The organism is uncultured Veillonella sp., assembly GCF_905209685.1.
In the GTDB taxonomy this organism is placed as follows: Bacteria; Bacillota; Negativicutes; order Veillonellales; family Veillonellaceae; genus Veillonella.
Genome location: NZ_CAJLUB010000009.1, coordinates 1 through 20,207 on the forward strand (window position 1 = coordinate 1; position 20,207 = coordinate 20,207).

The window sequence follows — 20,207 nt, forward strand, 5'->3', positions numbered from 1 at the left end:
AAGGTCATAAATAAGGAAGTACCATTTTCACGTGCATAGTCTTGTAACTTAGAAACAGTAGTGGCACCTATACTACGCTTTGGTACATTGATAATACGCAACAAACTTAAATCATCGAACGGATTATATAATACGCGCAAATAGGCGAGCACATCTTTGATTTCTTTACGATCATAGAACTTAGTGCCACCTACCATAGTGTACGGTAAGGCACGTTTAATCAACGCTTCTTCTAACACACGGGATTGTGCATTGGTACGATATAGGATAGCCATATCACCATACGGTACGCCGTGAATATCGTGTTTTTTGACTATTGTATCGCCTATGAAAGCCGCCTCTTCATGTTCCGATTGAGCCGTAAAGTGCTGGATTTTAGCTCCTTCTACTTTATCAGTCCAAAGATTCTTTTCTGGGCGTCCTTCATTATTATCGATAACTGCATTAGCCGCATCCAATATGATTTTTGTAGAACGATAGTTTTGCTCCAATTTAATGGATGTACAATTTGGATAATCCTTTTCAAAATCGAGGATATTTTGAATATCTGCACCACGCCATGCATAAATACTTTGGTCAGCATCACCTACGACGGCGATATTCTTCCAATGCGATGATAATAAATAAGCCAATAAGTATTGAGCGTGGTTCGTATCTTGATATTCATCAATCATAACATACTTAAAACGTTTGCTGTATTTATCAAGTACAGCTGCATTAGATTGTAATAATTTAACAGCTACTAGCAATAAATCATCGAAATCTAATGCATTATTTTTACGCAATTCTCGTTCGTAGTATTCATATACATCAGCTACCTTTTGTTGGTAAAAATCTCGTGCTTGTTTTCTATAATCAGAAGCAAACATCAATTTATTTTTCGCATCGGAAATAGCACTGATCATAGCACCTACAGGATAATATTTATCGTCAAGATTAAGGGCCTTCAACGCTGCCTTTATAACGACTTGAGAGTCAGATGTATCATAAATTGTAAAATTACTGTTATAACCTAAAAAATTATCTAATTCAAAGCGTAAAAATTTAGCACAAAAGCTGTGGAATGTACTTAGCCAAATTCGATTAGCTACATCGCCTACAAGGCCTTCTACACGGCTTTTCATTTCCTTAGCCGCCTTATTGGTAAATGTAATAGCTAAGATTTCATAAGGATTTACACCTTGAGCTAGTAAATATGCTATACGTACAGTTAATACCTTTGTTTTCCCTGATCCTGCACCTGCTAAAATCAATAGTGGGCCTTCGGTATGTTGTACAGCTTGTTGTTGCTCCCGATTCAAGCCATCTAACAATGATTGCATGGTATCTCCTTATCTATAACATAAAATGAGTAATTATAAATGACCATCACATATAATAAAAACGTTGCAAGAGCAACGTTTTTATTACCATGATATGTCTATATCCTTTATTATTTCATAGCTCCTAAAATTGGAGGTACAATTTGTTTCTTACGGGACATTGTATTTGGTAAGAATACAGCATTATCTTTTACATCTTTACCAAATGCGTTAACTACAACAGATTCTACATCACCGCTATAGATCAATGTTGTGCTTTCATCAAGAATATTGGTAACCATAATATAGGATGCCGCATAGCCATTAGCTGTACGAAGAGCTTCTAGAGCTGCTACTAATTCAGCTTGTTTTGCCAATACATCAGTTGTATCCATAACGGAAATTTGACCGATAGAAATCGTTTGACCTGCTTCGGAGAATTCTTTCATATCAGTACGAACGATTTCATCGTTTGTTAAATCAGAAATATCTGCGCCAGCTTTCAACATGTCTAAACCATAGGATTCAATATCTACACCAGCGATGGAAGCTAGTTTATGAGCCATTTCCTTGTCTGTTTCTGTACATGTTGGAGAGCGGAACAATACAGTATCAGAAATAATAGCAGATAACATTAAACCAGCAATATTCTTAGGAATTTCTTGATTATTTTCAATATAAAGTTTAGTCAAAATTGTATTTGTACAACCTACTGGTTCCATACGAATAAATACAGGGCCATCAGTTTCAAAATCACCAATACGGTGATGATCGATAACGCCACACATATTCATGGATTTATAACCGTCGATGATTTGCTTGGATTCATTGTGGTCAGTTAAGTATAAATCGCCACCATTAGGAGCGAACTCTTCCCAGTTTGTAACGATTTGTGGGTGTTCGAAACCGAAATGTTCCAATGCGTATTTAGTTTCCTTATTCGCATCACCAGCACATACAGGCGTTGCAGGTGTACCCATTTGTGTTAACAAATTAGCATAAGAAATAGCAGAACAAATAGAATCTGTATCAGGGCTTTTATGACCAGCCACAAATGTTTTTACATCACTCATGTTTATACCTCTTTTATATAAATATTTCACAATATCGCCCATGCGATAATTAAATCGTTTTAACTAGCATATTATACCATAAAATAGTCAAAAAAACACGCCTATAAGCTATGTTATAAGCGTGTTTTATTTGTGTTATGAAATTTGGATTTAGTGATTCTTTTTACGTTTCGTAAAGAATCCAGGACCAATCTTTTCAATGATGATGAAAAGCATTGGAATGATAAAGATACCAAAGAATGTAGCGGTTGTCATGCCTGCTACTACCGTGATCCCCATTGATGTACGAGCACCAGAACCGGCACCAGTAGAAATTGCCAATGGCAATACACCAAAGATGAATGCAAAGGAAGTCATCAAGATTGGACGCAAACGAATCTTAGCCGCTTCGATAGCCGCATCGACGATATCCATACCGCGTTCATCTACACGAATCTTCGCATACTCGATGATCAGAATGGCGTTCTTCGCCGCCAAACCTACCAAGGTTAATAAACCGATTTGCATGTAAATATCATTTGCTAATTGGAATCGACCAGTAAAATTCAACAAGAATGGTACTAATGCAGCACCAATCATACCAGATGGTACAGAGAACAATACGGCAAATGGAACCTTCCAAGATTCATACAAGGCGGCCAAGATTAAGAATACAAATACTAGACCTAAACCAAGAATCATGATGGTTTGAGAACCAGCTTTCAACTCTTCACGAGATTGACCGGCCCAGTCATATGTATAACCGGCTGGTAAAGTTTTAGCTGCCGCCTCTTTCAATGCATTAATAGCATCACCAGAGGAATAACCATTCGCTTGAGAACCACCGATTTGTACAGCCATTGCATTATCAAAACGAGTAATACTAGATGGTGTGCCAGTTTGTTCCTTCGTAATATAGTTAGATACTGGAACCATAAGGCCCTTGCTATTACGAACAGCTAGCATATTAAGCTGTTCTGCATTTTGACGGTAAGCGTCTTCAGCTTGAACTACTACTTTATAGTTTTTACCATATGTAGTGAAGTCATTGACTTGAATACTACCATAAAAACCTTGCAATGTAGTAAAGATATCAGCTAATGCCACACCATCTTGAGCCGCTTTTTCACGATTCACATCAAATTGTAAGGATGGTGTAGATGTTTCAAATGTAGTGTAAATAGATTGAATTGCTGGACTCTTACGTGCTTCTGCTAAGAATTCATTAGCATGTTCCGCCATAACTTGTGGGCTGTCACCAGCTTTGTTAATAAGGTACATGCTGAAACCACCTGTAGCCCCTAAACCTGGAATAGATGGTGGATTCAAAGCAACTACAGTTGCTTCTGGTACGCCTTTAGCAGCAAAGCCAAATGTTTGACCAACCATTGCATTAATAGATGTTGCTTGAGTTGTACGATACTTCCAGTCAGACATAGTAGCAAAGATTACACCAGCACTAGATTTTTGACCATTCCCTAAAAGGTCAAAGCCTGCTACAGTAAATACCTCTTGGAATAATTGTTCATTCTTAGGTTTTTCAGGATCATTTTTACCTTCTAAGAAAGATGCTATTTTTTCAAGTGTAGCCATAGTACGCTCAGATGTGGCACCTGGCGGCTCATTAACAGCAATCATGTAGTAACCGCTATCCTCTGCAGGTACAAAGGATGTAGGTAAGAAGTGGAATACTAAACCAGTACCACCAGCAAAGATTAATAATGCAATAACAGTTAAGCTCAAACGATGGCTTAAACGAGCCAATTGGATACCATACCAATTGCTAAAACGCTCTAAAGCTGCATTAAATTTGTTTAACTGACGATGTACCCAGTCTTCACGTTCTTTTGGTGTGTGAGGTTTTAACATCGTAGCACATAGAGCTGGTGTCAAAACAAGAGCGACAATCGCAGAAATAACAACAGATACAGCGATTGTTAAGGCGAACTGTTTGTAAAGGATACCTGTCATACCACCCATGAAGGCAACAGGCACGAATACCGCTACCAATACAAAGGCGATACCAATTACAGGGCCTTGTACATTTTCCATCGCTTTAATAGCAGCGTCTTTAGGAGACAAACCATTATATTGTAATTCGTATTCAACAGCCTCTACTACTACGATAGCATCGTCAACTACGAGGCCGATAGCTAGTACCATCGCAAAGAGTGTCAATGTATTAATAGAGAAATTTAATAATACGAACGCCCCAAATGTACCTAGCAAGGATACTGGCACAGCAATCATAGGAATAATTGTAGAGCGCCAGGATTGCAAGAACACATACACTACGATAAGAACGAGTAGCAATGCTTCTACAAATGTATGCTCTACCTCATTGATAGAAGCACTAACGAATTTTGTATTATCTACCACTACGTTATATTGCATATCTGGTGGGAAGGATTTAGATTGTTCATCCAATACCTTCTTAACATTAGCAATAGTTTCTAATGCATTGGCATCATTTTGAAGGGAAATAGCAAAACCTGCTACCTCTTTATGAGCGGACTTAGCAATAAAGTCATACCCTTTTGCACCAATTTGAATACGAGCAACATCTTTTAGATGCAACACCTTACCATTGGAACTTTTAATAGCAATATTACCAAATTGTTCAGGTGTCACAAGACGACCTTCAATTTTGATAGGATATTGGAATGCTTGTTCACCATTAGTAGGATTTTGACCTACCGTACCGGCTGCAGCTTGTAAGTTTTGCCCCTTAATAGCTGTCGTTACTTCAGAAATAGTAACACCAAGGTTTTGCATTTTGGCAGGATCCAACCAAATGCGCATAGCATAGTCAGAACCGAACTCTTGTACAGAACCTACACCCTTAATAGCTTTGATGGTATCCATCATATAGTTGGTACCATAGTTCTTTAAGAATGTAGAATCATACGTACCATTAGGTGAGCTTAAGGAGAATACCATCGCCATATCACCAGAAGATTTAGTAGTTGTAACACCAACTGCTTGTACCTCTGCAGGCAATTGAGCAAGTGCTGCTTGAACACGGTTTTGAGTATTAACCGTATCCATATCAGCATCTGTACCTTGATTGAACTGAACTGTCAAAGAGTAGCTACCGTTACTAGAACTACTAGATGTCATATAGTCCATATCTTGTACGCCTACAATTTGTGTTTCAATAACACTGGCTACAGTATCATTTACAACTTGAGCCGTTGCACCAGTATAGGCAGTGTTAACACGAACTGTAGGTGGAGAAATTTGTGGATATCGAGCTACCGGAAGGTTCATCATAGAAATGAGACCTACCAAGGTAATAACAATGGCTATTACGATGGCAAAGATAGGTCGATTAATAAAGAATTTCGACACGATCTAGCCCCCTTCTATTTTGTAGCTTTTAATTGTTCTTTTGAAAGCAATTTAGCATTAACCTTCGCACCGTTTTTAACCTTAGTTAAACCATCAACTATGATTGTGTCTCCAGGTGCCAAACCGGCTTTAATAATTGTATCGCTACCACTTGTACCGCCAAGTTCAACAGTTTTTTGCTCTACGACACCATCAGCATTCACAACATAGACGAAGTTTTTATCCATAATTTGAAGAATCGCACGATTTGGTACGAGGATAGCATTTTTAAGTTTTTCCCCTGGAGAAATAACGGTTGCATACATATTTGGCAACAATAAATGATTAGGATTTGGGAAGGATGCTTTCAATACGAGCTTGCCTGTAGATTGATCTAAGCTTCTCGCCGCTTGTACGATAGAACCAAGTTCATTATAGGTTTCACCATCAGCAAGCTTTAATTGAATATTAGGACCATTGGAATCATCGCCAGTTGGATTTTTCATGAAGTCAAGATATTCTTCTTCAGTCATGCTAAATTCAACAAAAATAGGATCAATGGAGTCAATTGTAACTAAAGTTGTAGAACCAGCTTGTACAAATGTACCCATATCAATATCGTCCATACGTAATGTACCGGAATATGGTGCATATACTATTGTGTCACCCAAGTTATCTTGAGCAATTTTTACAGATGCTTCATATGCTTCATATGCTGCCTTAGCTTGTTCTGTAGTACTGCGTTGTGTATCTACACGTTGTTGCGCAATAGCATCTTGTTGCGCCAATGTTTCATAACGATTAAGATCTACTTCAGCATTTTTGTAAGTCGCATTAGCTTGAGCAGCTTGCGCTTCTGCATTAGCAAGACTAGCTTCGTACTGACGAGAGTCGATACGATATAATGGTTGGCCAGCTACAACTTGCTCGCCACCTTTAACATATTTTTCAACAACGTAACCAGTTACACGAGCATGTACAGCTACAGAGTTTTCTGCAACTACAGTACCAGCATAGGTTTGGTTTACCTGTGCATCACTTGCAGTAATTTTGTATGCATTGACACTCACGTCGCCTGCTTGCTGTTGATTGCTGCCACATCCAGCAACCATTACAGCGGATACAACGAGAGCCGCTAACATACGGGAATAACGGAACTTCATTATCTGTACTCCTTTACACGAAACTAATCATCTATGTGTCATAATTACATAAATATCTTTATATATTTTACAGGATTCTATAGGCAAAGTCAATTTTTTCGATACTCCTCCACCTAGATAAAACCTAGATAAAACCTAAATAGATTCATATTCATTGTATACAACAAAAATGATAAAAATTATTGACTTTCATCATTTTTTGTGTACAAAAAAATGCTAGTAGTATAGAAACTATTACCAAGCATTCAATACTACTAGCATATATATTTAATATGGTGGAGATGAGGGGAGTCGAACCCCTGTCCAGAAGTGTTGCCATATAGACTTCTCCGAGCACAGTCTATGATTTAAGTCTCAGGTTGCTACCGCTCACAGACAAGCTACACAACCCCAGTTCATATTGTCTCGCCTAATTCATATGAACAACTGAATTAAGCCAGCCTACGGTTTGACGTCCATTCACACTTGGTAGGCACAAGTATGAGGGACGTAGCTTATGCAGCTAATGCAAAATTTTCTTCTGCGTTTAAATGTTTTCCCACCGTTTAACGGCCTCATGGAACGCCGACTCGCTATCTATACCACACGCACCCCTGTCGAAACCTTTACATCCCCGTGCGTCGGTCTCATAATTATAAGCCTATTTATTAGTGCTGTCAATTCAACCAAAACTTCACTAGACCAACATTCTTATTTACCTTACTGTCTGCATCGCTTTATGCAATGTATGACATACATAATCTATTTGTTCTTTATTATGAGCGGCTGTAACGGTCAATCGAATTCTGCTTTCACCAATAGGTACTGTAGGCGGACGAATAGCGGTGCCTATAATGCCAGCCTCATATAGATAATCAGATACTGCAAGTGTATCTTCATTACTTCCGATTAGAATTGGGAAAATTGGCGTTTCATTGGTCGCATCAATTCCCATAGAAGTTAATTTATCTGCCATATAGTTTACATTTTCTTGTAAACGCCCTAAAACAGATGCATCTGTCTCAAGAATATGTAATGCAGCCAGGGCCGCTCCTATATCTGCAGGAGATAATGCGGTGGAGAATATAAAGCTACGACTCGTATTAACGAGATAATCTATGATAGTGCTATTTGCAGCTATATAACCACCAACAGATCCTAAGGATTTACTCAATGTACCGAGTTGAATATCTATCTCTTTCTCTAAATTAAAATAAGCAGCCGTACCATGACCATTACCAATTGTTCCTGTTGCATGAGCATCATCTACCATGAGCAATGCATTATAGTCACGGCTTAATTCATATAGTTTATCAAGCGGTGCAATATCCCCATCCATGCTAAATACACCATCTGTGACAATAAGCTTTCTTGCATTACGATCTACTTGCTTTAATAAATACTTTAGTTCGTCTACATCACAATGGCTATAAGCCTTTACTGCTCCTCTACTCAATCTACACCCATCAATAATACTAGCGTGATTTAAAGCATCGCTAAAAATGATAGTATTCTTATCAGCTATAGCAGAAATAGTTCCCACATTAGCCATATAACCTGTATTAAATACGAGGGCTTTTTCAGTATTCTTAAATTTTGCTAATTCATTTTCAAGATCAGTAAATAATGGAAACGTACCAGATACGAGGCGCGATCCACCAGACCCTGTACCATATTGTTGAGCTCCTTTCAGAGCCCCTTCTATTACACGGGAGTCAAAGGTAAGGCCTAAATAATTATTTGAAGCCATCATTAAATATTCTTTATCATCTCGTTTAACTCGCACTGCATCTATAGGACAATATTCTTTTAAGGTTCGTAAATTATGATTCTGTTCCTTAGCATCTAATTGCTCTTTAAAAAATTCGTACATGTTATCTCCGTTGAACAAGTACAGGAGCACTCTCCAAATACTCGATTACACTTTCACTATCTATATCAGACCGTACAAAGAAAACCCGTCCCCCTATATTAGACCCTAATTCTTTCATATGAGGAATTCGATGATATACACCATTACAAGCCACATAGCCTACTGTATAATCTGGATCATCAGACCAACATAATTCACCAACAACACCCTCTGCGGATTGAACCTTAGAGGCCAATACTAAAGCCTCCCTCATATGTTCATTGTCACCTAATGCATGAGAGTCAAAGGAGTCCATATGACTCACACGTACACCGCGATTGCCTTCATCTAAGCGTTCACCCGAAATAGCATCCACTAACATAGCGCCGCGCATGGATCTATCTAAATTTTTTAACATACCGATAGCTTTTCTAACAGCAGTTTCAGTAATAGTGGTACCTTGTAAAAGTTCCGTTGCCAATTGATGGGATTCAGGAATGCTACCAGTTTTATGTTCCTCTACCCTTAGACAGTCTATATAGGAAATCTTCTCCTGTGGAATTAAATCTACTGTAATATTTATAAAATCAGCAGTTCCTTTACTATGATGCAGTGCACGTTCAGCTAAGGATTGCGCTATGGTGCCAACATCATCTAATTTTACGATACGCTCTGCACCAGAAATATGGTGGCCCCCTTTTTCATGGGGACCACCTTGTGCTGCACGCATGCGTACACTATATAATTCACTCATTATGATACCTTGCCTTTTATTACATGATTTTGATGTGCTTGACTATGAATTTTACGGAATACCTTTACAAATACAGGAGCCATAATAACCGTAAAAATCATACCAGGCACAGCTAATGCAACCATAGGCAATGCGGCTTTACCAATATATACGGACAAGGTTAACCGCGCTAAGGCAGATGCAATTGGGCCTGAAATCATAATACCAATCAAGTGATTGTGGCACATCCAAAGGATTAAACCTACAATGAGGCGAAATTGCATGGCAATCATAACATTTAAAATAGTTTGAGTACCTAGTGCTAGGCCAATTAAGCTAGATAAACATCCACTAATAATATACTTTTTAAATCCGAATACGGCACATATGGCTACCGCCAACGGGGCCGATAATTGAAACTCTATACCTGGAATGACATTAGGTATTTTAATAGCCCCTAATACAGTAATCATAGCCGTTAAAATAGCGACCTCAGTAATGTACCGAATGTTCTGATTCATGATGTTTCTCCTCTACTTAGAAAATGTCAACCACAAACACGACTCTTTGTTTACATTATAATTTCAATATACATATTTATCAACTAAAAATACAGAATAAGTTGACAAATATCACAAAAAAATCGAGCCATTATGACTCGATTTCTTTATTTTAATATTTTTGTTGTTCTTTAAGTCTCTTAGCAATATCTCGCTTAGCATCGCGTTCTGCCATATCTTGACGCTTATCATACAGCTTTTTACCAGTTACAAGACCAACGGTTACCTTTACATAACCATGACTGAAATGGAAATTAAGGGGCACTAAAGAGAATCCTTTCTCCTTAACCTGAGTATGCAGTTTATTGATTTCAGATTTATGCATCAACAATTTGCGAGTTCGTTCAGGTTCATGATTAAAGCGGTTCCCCTGTTCGTATGGACTAATGTGAACGCCATACAATAAGAGCTCACCTTTATCAATGCGACAAAAGCTATCTTTTAGGTTCAGCTTACCTTGACGTATGGATTTAATTTCAGTACCTGTCAAAGCAATACCGGCTTCATAGGTTTCATGAATATTAAAATCATGACGCGCCTTACGATTATCAGCAATAAGAGATGGACTAGATTGTTTCGCCATATATACCTCTATCGTTTACGTTTACTTTTAGATTTCTTAGATTGATTGCGCTTCGATGTTTTATTAGATTTCTTACGACTTGATTTGCCTTTACTAGATTTTTTACTGAAAGTATCGTATTTAGAATGACTAGATTTATTGCTATCCCGTCGTGAAGATTTTTTACTAGATTTGCTTGAAGATTTACGACCTTTACGACTACCAAAGCTATCTCGACTACTTGCATAGTCAGAACCACTACGCAATTGTTCTTGAATAGCCATTAGATTATTAACTTCACCTAGTACAAAGTCGATTTGTTTCTTTTCTACATCAGCTTTCACCAATGTAACAGTTACCTTTTCACCTAAGTGATAGGTTTTACCGGTTCTCTTACCTACGAGCACAAAATGTTCTTCATCGAAGAAATAGTAATCATCGTTCATCATGCTCATATGCACGAGACCATCGATACCATTTTCTAACTCTACAAACATCCCAAAGGACGTAATGCTAGAAATTGTTCCTTCAAAGACTTCTCCTACAAATGGAACCATATATTGCGTCTTTTTGAGATCTACTGTATCTCGTTCGGCCTCAGTGGCAACTTGTTCTTGTATAGAAGAATGTTCTACAGCCCCCACTAAGAAGGTTTCATCTACATCGCGTTTAGAATAGCCATTTTCCCAATGCATATCCGCTTTTAAAAGGCGGTGAACCATTAAGTCAGGATATCGTCTAATTGGAGATGTGAAATGCGTATAACATGTGGATGCCAAGCCAAAATGGCCCACATTGTTGGTACTATATTTAGCTTGCTGCATAGAGCGCAAGGTCATAATTTGAGCTACTTGCTCAATATCTTGCCCTTTTACTACATCTAAGATTTTTTGGAAATCTCGTGGTGTTACACCATCAGTACTAAGTACTAAGTTTTGACCTAAATAATTAAGCACCTTTTGGAATAAATCTAGTTTTTCTTCACTAGGATTCTCATGAATACGATATACCGATGTACGGTGTGTATGCTCTAAATGTGTAGCCACTGTTTCATTGGCAATGAGCATACATTCTTCGATAAGTCGTTCCGCCATGGTACGATCTCGTTTTACGATGCGCAAAGGTGTCCCATCATGATCAAGTAATACCTTGTACTCAGGAAAATCAAAGTCCAATGCACCTCTACGACGACGCATTGCATTAAGAATTTTAGAGATTTCTGCTAAATCGCGAAGCATAGGCATAAAGTCTTGTAAATCATCAGGAATAATATTTTCTTCCAGCGCCTTATACACTTCTTTATAACTACAACGACGGCCTACATGGATAATAGATGGTCGAATACGATAATGTACAACCTTACCAGTATGATCAATTTCCATCATACACGTCATGGCATAACGGTCTTCATGAACATTTAAACTACAAATGCCATTGGATAAAACCTCTGGTAACATCGGTACTACTCTATCAACTAAATATACAGATGTACCACGTTTGTAAGCCTCATTATCAATAGGTTGCCCAGATGTTACATAATGACTAACATCTGCAATATGTACGCCTAATTCATAATTACCATTTGGCAATTTACGACCACTCACAGCATCATCTAAATCCTTTGCGTCTTCCCCATCGATAGTAACCATTTGTACATCACGAAGGTCCCAACGATCAGGATCCTCATGAATCACAGTATCAATTTTTTTGCTAGCTTTAATGACATCGTCTGGGAAATTAAATGGAATCTTATGATTCGCCATGATGCAGTTAATATCGAGGCCTACATCACCTTTATAGCCAAGAATTTCAGTAATAATACCTTCTGGCTTTTTATCACCTTCCGGCCATTTTGTAATTTTGACTAGTACCTTTGCGCCACTACGTGCATCTAATGTATTTTTTAAATCTACAAAGATATCGGTCCCTATACGCTCATCATCAGGGATAACAAAGCCAAAATGTTGTTGTCGGTCATAGGTACCTACAATCGTTTCATTAGCTCGTTCAATAACATCAACGATGACGCCTTCTCGTTTATGCTTTGTATAGTTAGAAGGTACGACGCGAACTCGAACCTTATCATTGTGCATAGCAGTCCCTTTATTTTGTTCTGCTACATATATATCTTCATCATCAGGCATGATCACAAAGCCATACGACTTACGATAGCCCTTATAAATACCTTCATATTCTTCATGTTGTTGTTCTGCATATTGATATACATCAGGTCGAGAAGATGTTAGCACCCCTTCTCGAGCAAGCATTTTGGCTGAACGAATAAACATCTCAAGATCCTTACCACCTCGAATGTGATTATCCATAGCAGCATCTTCAATATGATATGCATGTGGTTGTATAGATTTATAAAAGTCTAATACTTTCTTCTTCAAATCTTCACCTCCTTATTCTGAAAAAAGAAAAAGCCTGCAAAGCAGGCTTTCATCATTAGAATTGATTAATCATTGCCCCTAACACTAAGCTCAACACAGCAAAGATAATCCCCAATATAATCGTACATTTAGATAAGAAAGCGTCTAAACCGCGTTGCTTACCACCAAAAGAAGAGTCTGCCGCACCAGAAACAGCACCACCCATGCCTGCGTTTTTGCTATTCTGTGCAACAACTACTACGATTAATAAGATAGATACGATAACTTCTACAATCATTAAGAAATTTGTCACGACTGTCATCCTTCCTGTGTGGCTCTTGGAGAATCCAAAACCCGATGTTCTAAATACTTCTCTAATTTACGTTTAACCCTTTGTAACGCATTGTCTATAGATTTGACACTGCGATCTGTGACCTCAGCCATTTCTTGGTAAGAACGTCCGTCTAAATATCCTTCCAAGACCTCCCACTCGAGTTCACTTAAAATATGACCAATATTGCGCTCAATATCATCCAATTCTTCTTGGCTGATAATAAGATCCTCAGGATTGGTAACCTTTGCTGAGGATAGCATCTCGATCAACGTACGCTCTGATTCCTCTGTATATACCGGTTTATTTAACGATACATAGGAATTTAAAGGCGCATGTTTTTGTCTTGTTGCCGACTTAATAGCCGTAATAATTTGTCTAGTTATACAAAGCTCTGCAAAAGCTCTAAAGGACGCTAGCTTATCATGTTTAAAATCTCGCGTAGCCTTATAGAGGCCAATCATTCCTTCTTGGATAATATCCTCACGATCAGCACCTACCAAAAAGTAAGACCGTGCTTTTGCACGAACAAAGTTTTTATATTTATTAACAATATAATCGATTGCAAACTCATTTTGCTCTTCTTGAGCTATGACCACAACTTGCTCATCGGTCATTTCTTTGAAATTGTAATCGGACTTGCGTGTATGAATTGTGTTCATATGCTCCTCCTTACAATTGAGCAGAAAAACCAATATATTCATTATACTGGAACTATATGTGATTTTCAACTATCAATGGCCACGGCGTAATTTCTCAAGCTTTTCAGCTACTTCAGGAGATAATAAACCTCCTACTTCATTACGTCGCAAGCTAAATTGATCTCGTCTATGTTCATGAGCGTATTGTAGTCGTTCCTCTTCCTTAGCTATGCGAATCATATTTTGCAATTCTCGAGCTGGAATGCGTAAACCACCAGATCCAAGAATTTGATTTTGTTCAGCTCCATCAGAGGTTACAACATATACATTGGTATATTTGCCTTTCCGCAAAAATACCTCTCGTTCAATAAAGGAATCCGCCGTCTCTCCATCCTCAGTATAGACTTCAAGAAATCCGCTCGTAATAGCCTCTACAGAACCGCCAGACTTTGTATATTTACCATCAAACACAAGGATAACTTCGTATCCCTTGAATTTTCCGTAGTTTAACAATCTATCTCTAAGCTCCATACGGGCATGTTCTAATGACTCATGAGCCAATTTCTTTAGATGAGTCCAGGCGAATATCACATTATATCCATCTACAATTAAGATATCTTTTAACATAATTATTTCGCTTGTCGTTGACGAACCGCTTCATACATAAGAACGGCGGCTGCAACAGATGCATTCAAAGAATTTAAATTCCCATACATAGGGATGGTAACGAGGAAATCACAAGCCTCTTTCACAACGCGGCTAATGCCCTTACCTTCATTACCGATAACGATAACTGTAGGAATTGTCATATCCGCCTCGTATAAGGTACGATCACCTTCCATATGAGCGCCCATAACCCAAAAACCTTGTTTTTGAAGTTGTTTAATAGTTTGAGCTACATTCCCAACCTGTACAAGTGGAATTTGTTCAATAGCACCTGCCGATGTTTTAGCTACAGTAGCATTAATAGGAGCATTGTGACGCTTAGGAATGAGTACGGCCGTAGCCCCTACACATTCCGCAGTACGGATAATTGCGCCCATGTTATGTGGATCCTCAACACCATCTGTTAGGATAAGCAAAGGGACATCATGATTCGTCTCTTGTAGTACTTCACCAAGTTCCTTAAATTGAACAGCAGAAACAAGAGCAATAACACCTTGGTGTGGTACCTCTAAATCATATTTATTCATTTGTTTGATAGGTGTTGGACGCACTTCAATGCCTTGAGATTTAGCAAGGCCAACAATATCAGCTAGACCTGTTTTAACCTTATCTTCACTGACCATAATGCGCTGGATGGAACGACCACTTTTAAGGGCCTCTTTAACCGCATTGCGACCTACAATATAATTATCCATACTACATACCTCGTAGAGTTATTGAAAAGGCTTGCTTCATAACATCTTGTAAGCGCTCATCTTGACGCGTTTCATAAAGAAATCCAAGTACGGCTTCAAAGGCTGTACTACTACGATACTCTTGAACAGAACTACTTTTTGGCACATTTACATTACTATTTCTAGCTCGTCGTGCAATAGCTTGTTCTTGTTCTGTGAAAGCATCCTCTATTTCAAGCAATACCTTCGCTTGTGACTTAGCACAAATAAACTCAGTAACAATGGTGTGCAACACTTGTACCTTAGATATATTCATTTGTACCACTCGTTCACGGACATACATGGAGTATACGGCATCGCCAATATAGGCAAGCATAACTGCATCTGCACTGAGACACTCCTCTATAGTTCGTTTACGCAAACGAAGCGGCTCTTGTTCAAGAGCCGTCAACTTTTTTATTGCTTCATTCTTTAAGAATTGAAATTGTTTAAACTTCACGTTTTTTCCACCGTGCACCTTGAGGGGAATCCTCAATAGTAATACCGATTTCAGCCAAACGATCGCGGATACAATCAGCTAATGCCCATTGTTTTTGATCGCGACATGCTTGACGTACAGACAAGATTACTTGCATTAATTCTTCATATTCAGCAGCGTTAGCACCTGTGTTGCCTTCCCATGCTTTTTCAAGAATACCAATTACTTCTGTCATGAACTTGAAGATACGTTTTACTTCAGCAATAGCTTCTTGGCAAACAACACCTTCACGACCTGTTACAGCTTGATAGTAAATGTTGATCTCTTTAGCAAGACCGAACATGCTAGATGTAGCTAACGCAGTATTGAAGTCATCGCTCATAGCTGCTTCGAATTCTTCTTCATACTCTTTAGCTTTTTCTAATAAGTGTTGCGCTTCATCACATGGACCTGGTTCACATTTTTCAAGATACAATAGATTTTCAATAGCAGTGCTTAAACGTTCTAAAGATTTATTTGCTTCTTCTAAACGTTCATCAGAGAAATCTAATGGACTACGATAATGTGTACTCAACAAGAAGTAGCGCAATGCATCTGGACTATATTGTTCTAAAATATCTTTTACCAAGAAGAAGTTATTCAAGGATTTAGACATTTTTTCAGAATTAATAGTAATAAAACCATTGTGTAACCAATAGCGTACAGATGGATGTTGTCCAGAACAACCTTCAGATTGAGCAATTTCGTTTTCATGATGAGGGAAGATCAAATCGCTACCACCACCATGGAAGTCAAATTCTGTACCTAAATATTTTTGGCTCATCGCAGAACATTCAATATGCCAGCCTGGACGACCGTTACCCCAAGGACTTTCCCAATACGGTTCACCTGGTTTTGCTGCTTTCCATAATGCAAAGTCCATAGGATTTTTCTTACGGCCATCAACTTCGATACGAGCACCGGCTTCCATATCATCTAATGTACGGCCAGATAACTCACCATAGTGTTCAAATTTATCAACGCTATAATATACATCGCCATCGAGTTCATAAGCATAGCCTTTTTCAATCAATGTAGAAATCATAGCGATAATGTCTTCGATATGTGTAGAAACACGAGGATAAATATCAGCACGTTGTACACCAAGTGCATCCATTACTTCAAAATAGCTATCAATATAACGGTTTGCAATAGTATCCCAAGATACACCTTCACCATTAGATGTATTGATGATCTTATCGTCTACATCAGTAAAGTTTTGTACATATGTTACTTTATAGCCTACATGTTTCATGTAGCGACGAATTACGTCCCATGTTACGAATGGACGTGCATTGCCAATATGAGGATGGTTATATGGTGTAACACCACATACGTACATCTTTGCCTCACCTGGTGTTACAGGATTAAACACCTCTTTTTGGCGCGTCATAGTATTATAAACTGTAATTTCTCTCATCGTTACCGATGCCTCCATGTTCGTAAAATAAAAAAGACCCCTCATCTCATACAGAGACGATGGTCCGCGGTTCCACTCTGTTAGGTACCAATGTAGTACCCACTCATCGCATAACGGCGCGTCACCGGACAAACCTACCTATAATCGGAGTGTCAGCTCGTGAATGCATTTCGTCTACCTATCCTTGAACCCTCCCACCATCGGTTCTCGCTAAAAAGTTAGTTGTAGAGTACTTCTTTCAGTCTTAGCTATTAGTAATAATCTATATTGAGATATGTAAATATTGTATCAATTATCCTATAGAATGTCAATGAGAACAAGAAAATCCTCATCTCTCAATATATCCAAATAGCCTATTAAACATGCATATTCTGGATATAGAATTTAAAAGATGAGGAATTCTATAATGAAAATATTTTACTACGCTTATCACTAATGCCAATATCATTTATAAAAGTATACTTACAAATAATAATTGAAACATTAGTTATTAACTATTAAGCGTTTTCTAATTTTTCTTGATCATCATGTTTACGGCAAATACCTGCGAAGATAGAGCCTGTAAAGTTATGAATGATAGAGAACACTGCACCAGCTACAGCCGCTTGAGGAGTAAAATGTTTAAGCGCTAAAGATACGGATAATGCAGAGTTTTGCATTGCCACTTCGATTTGCATTGCACGGCGAGAGGAAATATCGATGCTTAGAGCCTTACATACAAAGTACGTTACAATATAACCACTTACATTTTGTACTAAGCAAGCAACGAAGATGATGAAACCAGTTTCAGCAATTTGTTTTTGGTTAACTGCTGTAACAGCAGCTAAAATAAGCAATACTGCAATAGCCGCGATTGTGGGACATACATCTTTAACAGGTTCAATTTTAGAGCCAATAAAGTAATTCAATACAATACCTAAAATAATTGGTACCAATACAATTTTTACGATAGAAATAAACATCGGCATAAATTGAATTTCAATGGAAGATGTGGCACCTGCATATAATACAACAAATAAAGGTGTCAAAACTGGAGCCAACAATGTAGATACAGTTGTTGCAGATACAGACAAAGGAACATTACCATTAGCAAGGAATGTCATGACATTAGACGCTGTACCACCTGGACATGCCCCTAACAAGATGAAACCAATACCAATTTCTGGAGGAAAATTAAAGATTATAGCAACCAAGAAACCTGCCAATGGCATCCATAAGAATTGAATTACGGATACTAAAATAACCTTCATTGGTTGCTTAAATACATCCAAAAATACTTTAGCTGTTAATGTTAACCCCATAGCAAACATAACAAATTGAAGCATGTACGCAATGTATGGCGTCATCCAAGAAAATACAGTTGGTAATAAATACGCCAATACCGCCATTAATAGCACAATCCAGGAAAGATAGCTATTAAATAAGTGGTTAAGAGAACGAATAATACTCATAAAAGCACTCACTTTCATAATAAATAAAAATAAAAGACGCCGATTATTATAGCATTTCTATAGAATAATCTCAATATACATAAAAAAGCTCTCATAACAACAGCTATGAGAGCTTTTAAATTAGCTTATATTACTATTTTGTTAAAGCGCTAACATTGTCTAATCGATGTAAGCATTTTTCTTTGCCAAGCAATGTAACAATGTTGTTCAAATCTGGACCATGCATTTGACCAGTAAGAGCAACACGGATTGGCATGAATACGAATTTACCTTTCAAAGCAGTTTCTTTCATTACTGCCTTAATAGTTGCTTTTACAACGTCAGGTGTAATTTCATCAAGTTCAGCTAATGCATTGCGGAAAGCACTAAGAACTGTTGGAGCTGTTTCTTCATTCAATACAGCACGCAATTCCTCTTCGTGACCTTCTTCAAGGAATACAGTTTCACCCATAAACATGCCTACATGATCTTTAATTTGCGCCCCATAGCTAATATGGTCGCGGAATGTAGAGCATAATAATGTCAACCAATCAATATCCGCTTGATTTAAGCTATCTGGAGCCAAGCCAACTTCTTTCAAATGTGGCAAACAAAGATGGAATAAATCTTCGTCGCTCAAATTTTTCATATAGTGGAAGTTGATATGGTTCAATTTATCAATATCGAATACAGCAGGGTTCTTAGCAACGCGATCCATGGAGAAAGCTTGAATCAACTCATCTTGTGTGAAGAACTCTTCTTCCCCTTCTGGCGCCCAACCAAGAAGAGCCAAGAAGTTTACTAGTGCTTCTGGTAAATAGCCCAATTGTTTGTATTGTTCAACAGATGTAGCACCATGACGTTTGGACATTTTTTTGTAATCTTTGCCAAGAATCAAGGAAATATGACCAAATTTAGGTACTTCCCAACCTAGTGCTTCATAAATAGCCATTTGACGTGGTGTATTAGATAAATGTTCCTCTGCACGAATAACGTGAGTAATGCCCATCATATGATCGTCCATTACTACAGCAAAGTTATATACCGGAATACCATCAGATTTAACGATAACAAAGTCCCCTACACCGTTGGACTCAAAGGATACATGACCACGTACCATATCGTCGAAAGCATATGTTTTGTTTAAAGGAACGCGTAAACGAATGGTTGGTTTACGACCTTCCGCAATATATTTAGCCTTTGTCTCTTCATCTAAATGTTGGCAATGGCCATTATATTTAGGTGTTTCACCACGATCCATTTGTTCTTGACGAACAGCATCTAATTCTTCTGGTGTACAGTAGCACTCATAAGCTTTGCCTTCGTCTAATAAGCGTTGTGTTACTTCTTTATATAAATCGAGACGTTCTGTTTGACGGTAAGGGCCATTGTCGCCACCTACATCAATACCTTCATCCCAGTTCATGCCAAGCCATTGTAAGGAAGCTTTAATATTTTCTTCACTTTCACGTGTGGAACGAGCCAAATCTGTATCTTCAATACGCAATACAAATGTGCCTTTTTCCTTACGTGCTAATAGCCAGTTAAACAAAGCAGAACGAGCACCACCAATATGGAATGGACCCGTAGGGCTTGGAGCAAAACGAACTTTCATGGAACTCAT

17 protein-coding genes, 1 other RNA gene and 1 other annotated feature are annotated in these 20,207 nt (G+C 38.1%); all 18 genes read right to left on the reverse strand.

Going from position 1 to position 20,207, the window contains the following annotated elements:
• A partial coding sequence (locus QZ055_RS01690) for an ATP-dependent helicase (protein ID WP_295824233.1) occupies nucleotides 1-1,322 on the reverse strand: 1,322 nt, incomplete at its 3' end.
• 110 nt (nucleotides 1,323-1,432) lie between these two features.
• Entirely contained in the window at nucleotides 1,433-2,374 is a 942-nt protein-coding gene (locus QZ055_RS01695) for a manganese-dependent inorganic pyrophosphatase (protein WP_295824235.1), read from the reverse strand.
• 150 nt (nucleotides 2,375-2,524) lie between these two features.
• Nucleotides 2,525-5,704 carry an efflux RND transporter permease subunit gene (locus QZ055_RS01700; RefSeq protein WP_295824237.1) on the reverse strand — a complete coding sequence of 1,060 codons (3,180 nt, stop codon included), beginning with the start codon at nucleotides 5,702-5,704 and terminating at the stop codon, nucleotides 2,525-2,527.
• 14 nt (nucleotides 5,705-5,718) lie between these two features.
• On the reverse strand, nucleotides 5,719-6,846 hold the full coding sequence (locus QZ055_RS01705; protein ID WP_295824238.1) for an efflux RND transporter periplasmic adaptor subunit: 1,128 nt from the start codon (nucleotides 6,844-6,846) through the stop codon (nucleotides 5,719-5,721).
• 273 nt (nucleotides 6,847-7,119) lie between these two features.
• Nucleotides 7,120-7,461: a transfer-messenger RNA gene (gene ssrA, locus QZ055_RS01710) on the reverse strand.
• A 79-nt stretch (nucleotides 7,462-7,540) separates the two neighbouring features.
• Nucleotides 7,541-8,698 (reverse strand): 8-amino-7-oxononanoate synthase, encoded by a 1,158-nt coding sequence (gene bioF, locus QZ055_RS01715; RefSeq protein ID WP_295824240.1) that lies wholly within the window; start codon nucleotides 8,696-8,698, stop codon nucleotides 7,541-7,543.
• Nucleotide 8,699: 1 nt separating this feature from the next.
• A complete protein-coding gene (locus QZ055_RS01720; RefSeq protein WP_295824242.1) occupies nucleotides 8,700-9,431 on the reverse strand; it encodes a 6-carboxyhexanoate--CoA ligase in 732 nt (243 codons plus the stop codon).
• The gene (locus QZ055_RS01725; protein ID WP_287539564.1) at nucleotides 9,431-9,931 is read right to left on the reverse strand and encodes a hypothetical protein; all 501 of its coding nucleotides are present in this window, start codon (nucleotides 9,929-9,931) and stop codon (nucleotides 9,431-9,433) included. Before QZ055_RS01725 ends, QZ055_RS01720 begins: the two co-directional genes overlap by 1 nt.
• A gap of 151 nt (nucleotides 9,932-10,082) precedes the next feature.
• Nucleotides 10,083-10,553, reverse strand: coding sequence for an SsrA-binding protein SmpB (gene smpB / locus QZ055_RS01730; protein ID WP_295824246.1), 471 nt, complete (start codon nucleotides 10,551-10,553; stop codon nucleotides 10,083-10,085).
• 8 nt (nucleotides 10,554-10,561) lie between these two features.
• Nucleotides 10,562-12,925, reverse strand: coding sequence for a ribonuclease R (gene rnr / locus QZ055_RS01735; protein ID WP_295824248.1), 2,364 nt, complete (start codon nucleotides 12,923-12,925; stop codon nucleotides 10,562-10,564).
• A gap of 55 nt (nucleotides 12,926-12,980) precedes the next feature.
• The gene (gene secG / locus QZ055_RS01740) at nucleotides 12,981-13,217 is read right to left on the reverse strand and encodes a preprotein translocase subunit SecG (RefSeq protein WP_004695991.1); all 237 of its coding nucleotides are present in this window, start codon (nucleotides 13,215-13,217) and stop codon (nucleotides 12,981-12,983) included.
• A gap of 5 nt (nucleotides 13,218-13,222) precedes the next feature.
• Entirely contained in the window at nucleotides 13,223-13,897 is a 675-nt protein-coding gene (gene sigH / locus QZ055_RS01745; protein ID WP_295824249.1) for an RNA polymerase sporulation sigma factor SigH, read from the reverse strand.
• A 72-nt stretch (nucleotides 13,898-13,969) separates the two neighbouring features.
• On the reverse strand, nucleotides 13,970-14,503 hold the full coding sequence (locus tag QZ055_RS01750; RefSeq protein WP_004697429.1) for an NYN domain-containing protein: 534 nt from the start codon (nucleotides 14,501-14,503) through the stop codon (nucleotides 13,970-13,972).
• Nucleotides 14,504-14,505: 2 nt separating this feature from the next.
• The gene (gene rlmB, locus QZ055_RS01755) at nucleotides 14,506-15,237 is read right to left on the reverse strand and encodes a 23S rRNA (guanosine(2251)-2'-O)-methyltransferase RlmB (RefSeq protein ID WP_004697367.1); all 732 of its coding nucleotides are present in this window, start codon (nucleotides 15,235-15,237) and stop codon (nucleotides 14,506-14,508) included.
• Nucleotide 15,238: 1 nt separating this feature from the next.
• Complete coding sequence (locus tag QZ055_RS01760) at nucleotides 15,239-15,715, reverse strand: Mini-ribonuclease 3 (protein ID WP_004697373.1); 477 nt, start codon at nucleotides 15,713-15,715, stop codon at nucleotides 15,239-15,241.
• Nucleotides 15,705-17,153 carry a cysteine--tRNA ligase gene (cysS, locus tag QZ055_RS01765; protein WP_060924285.1) on the reverse strand — a complete coding sequence of 483 codons (1,449 nt, stop codon included), beginning with the start codon at nucleotides 17,151-17,153 and terminating at the stop codon, nucleotides 15,705-15,707. The genes QZ055_RS01760 and cysS overlap by 11 nt, the downstream gene beginning before the upstream one ends.
• Nucleotides 17,154-17,202: 49 nt before the next feature.
• Nucleotides 17,203-17,408 (reverse strand) — a binding site (T-box leader).
• Between the two features lie 242 nt (nucleotides 17,409-17,650).
• Nucleotides 17,651-18,604 carry a bile acid:sodium symporter family protein gene (locus QZ055_RS01770; RefSeq protein WP_295824254.1) on the reverse strand — a complete coding sequence of 318 codons (954 nt, stop codon included), beginning with the start codon at nucleotides 18,602-18,604 and terminating at the stop codon, nucleotides 17,651-17,653.
• 133 nt (nucleotides 18,605-18,737) lie between these two features.
• Nucleotides 18,738-20,207: a glutamate--tRNA ligase gene (gene gltX, locus QZ055_RS01775; protein ID WP_295824256.1), complete on the reverse strand. Its 1,470-nt coding sequence runs from the start codon at nucleotides 20,205-20,207 to the stop codon at nucleotides 18,738-18,740.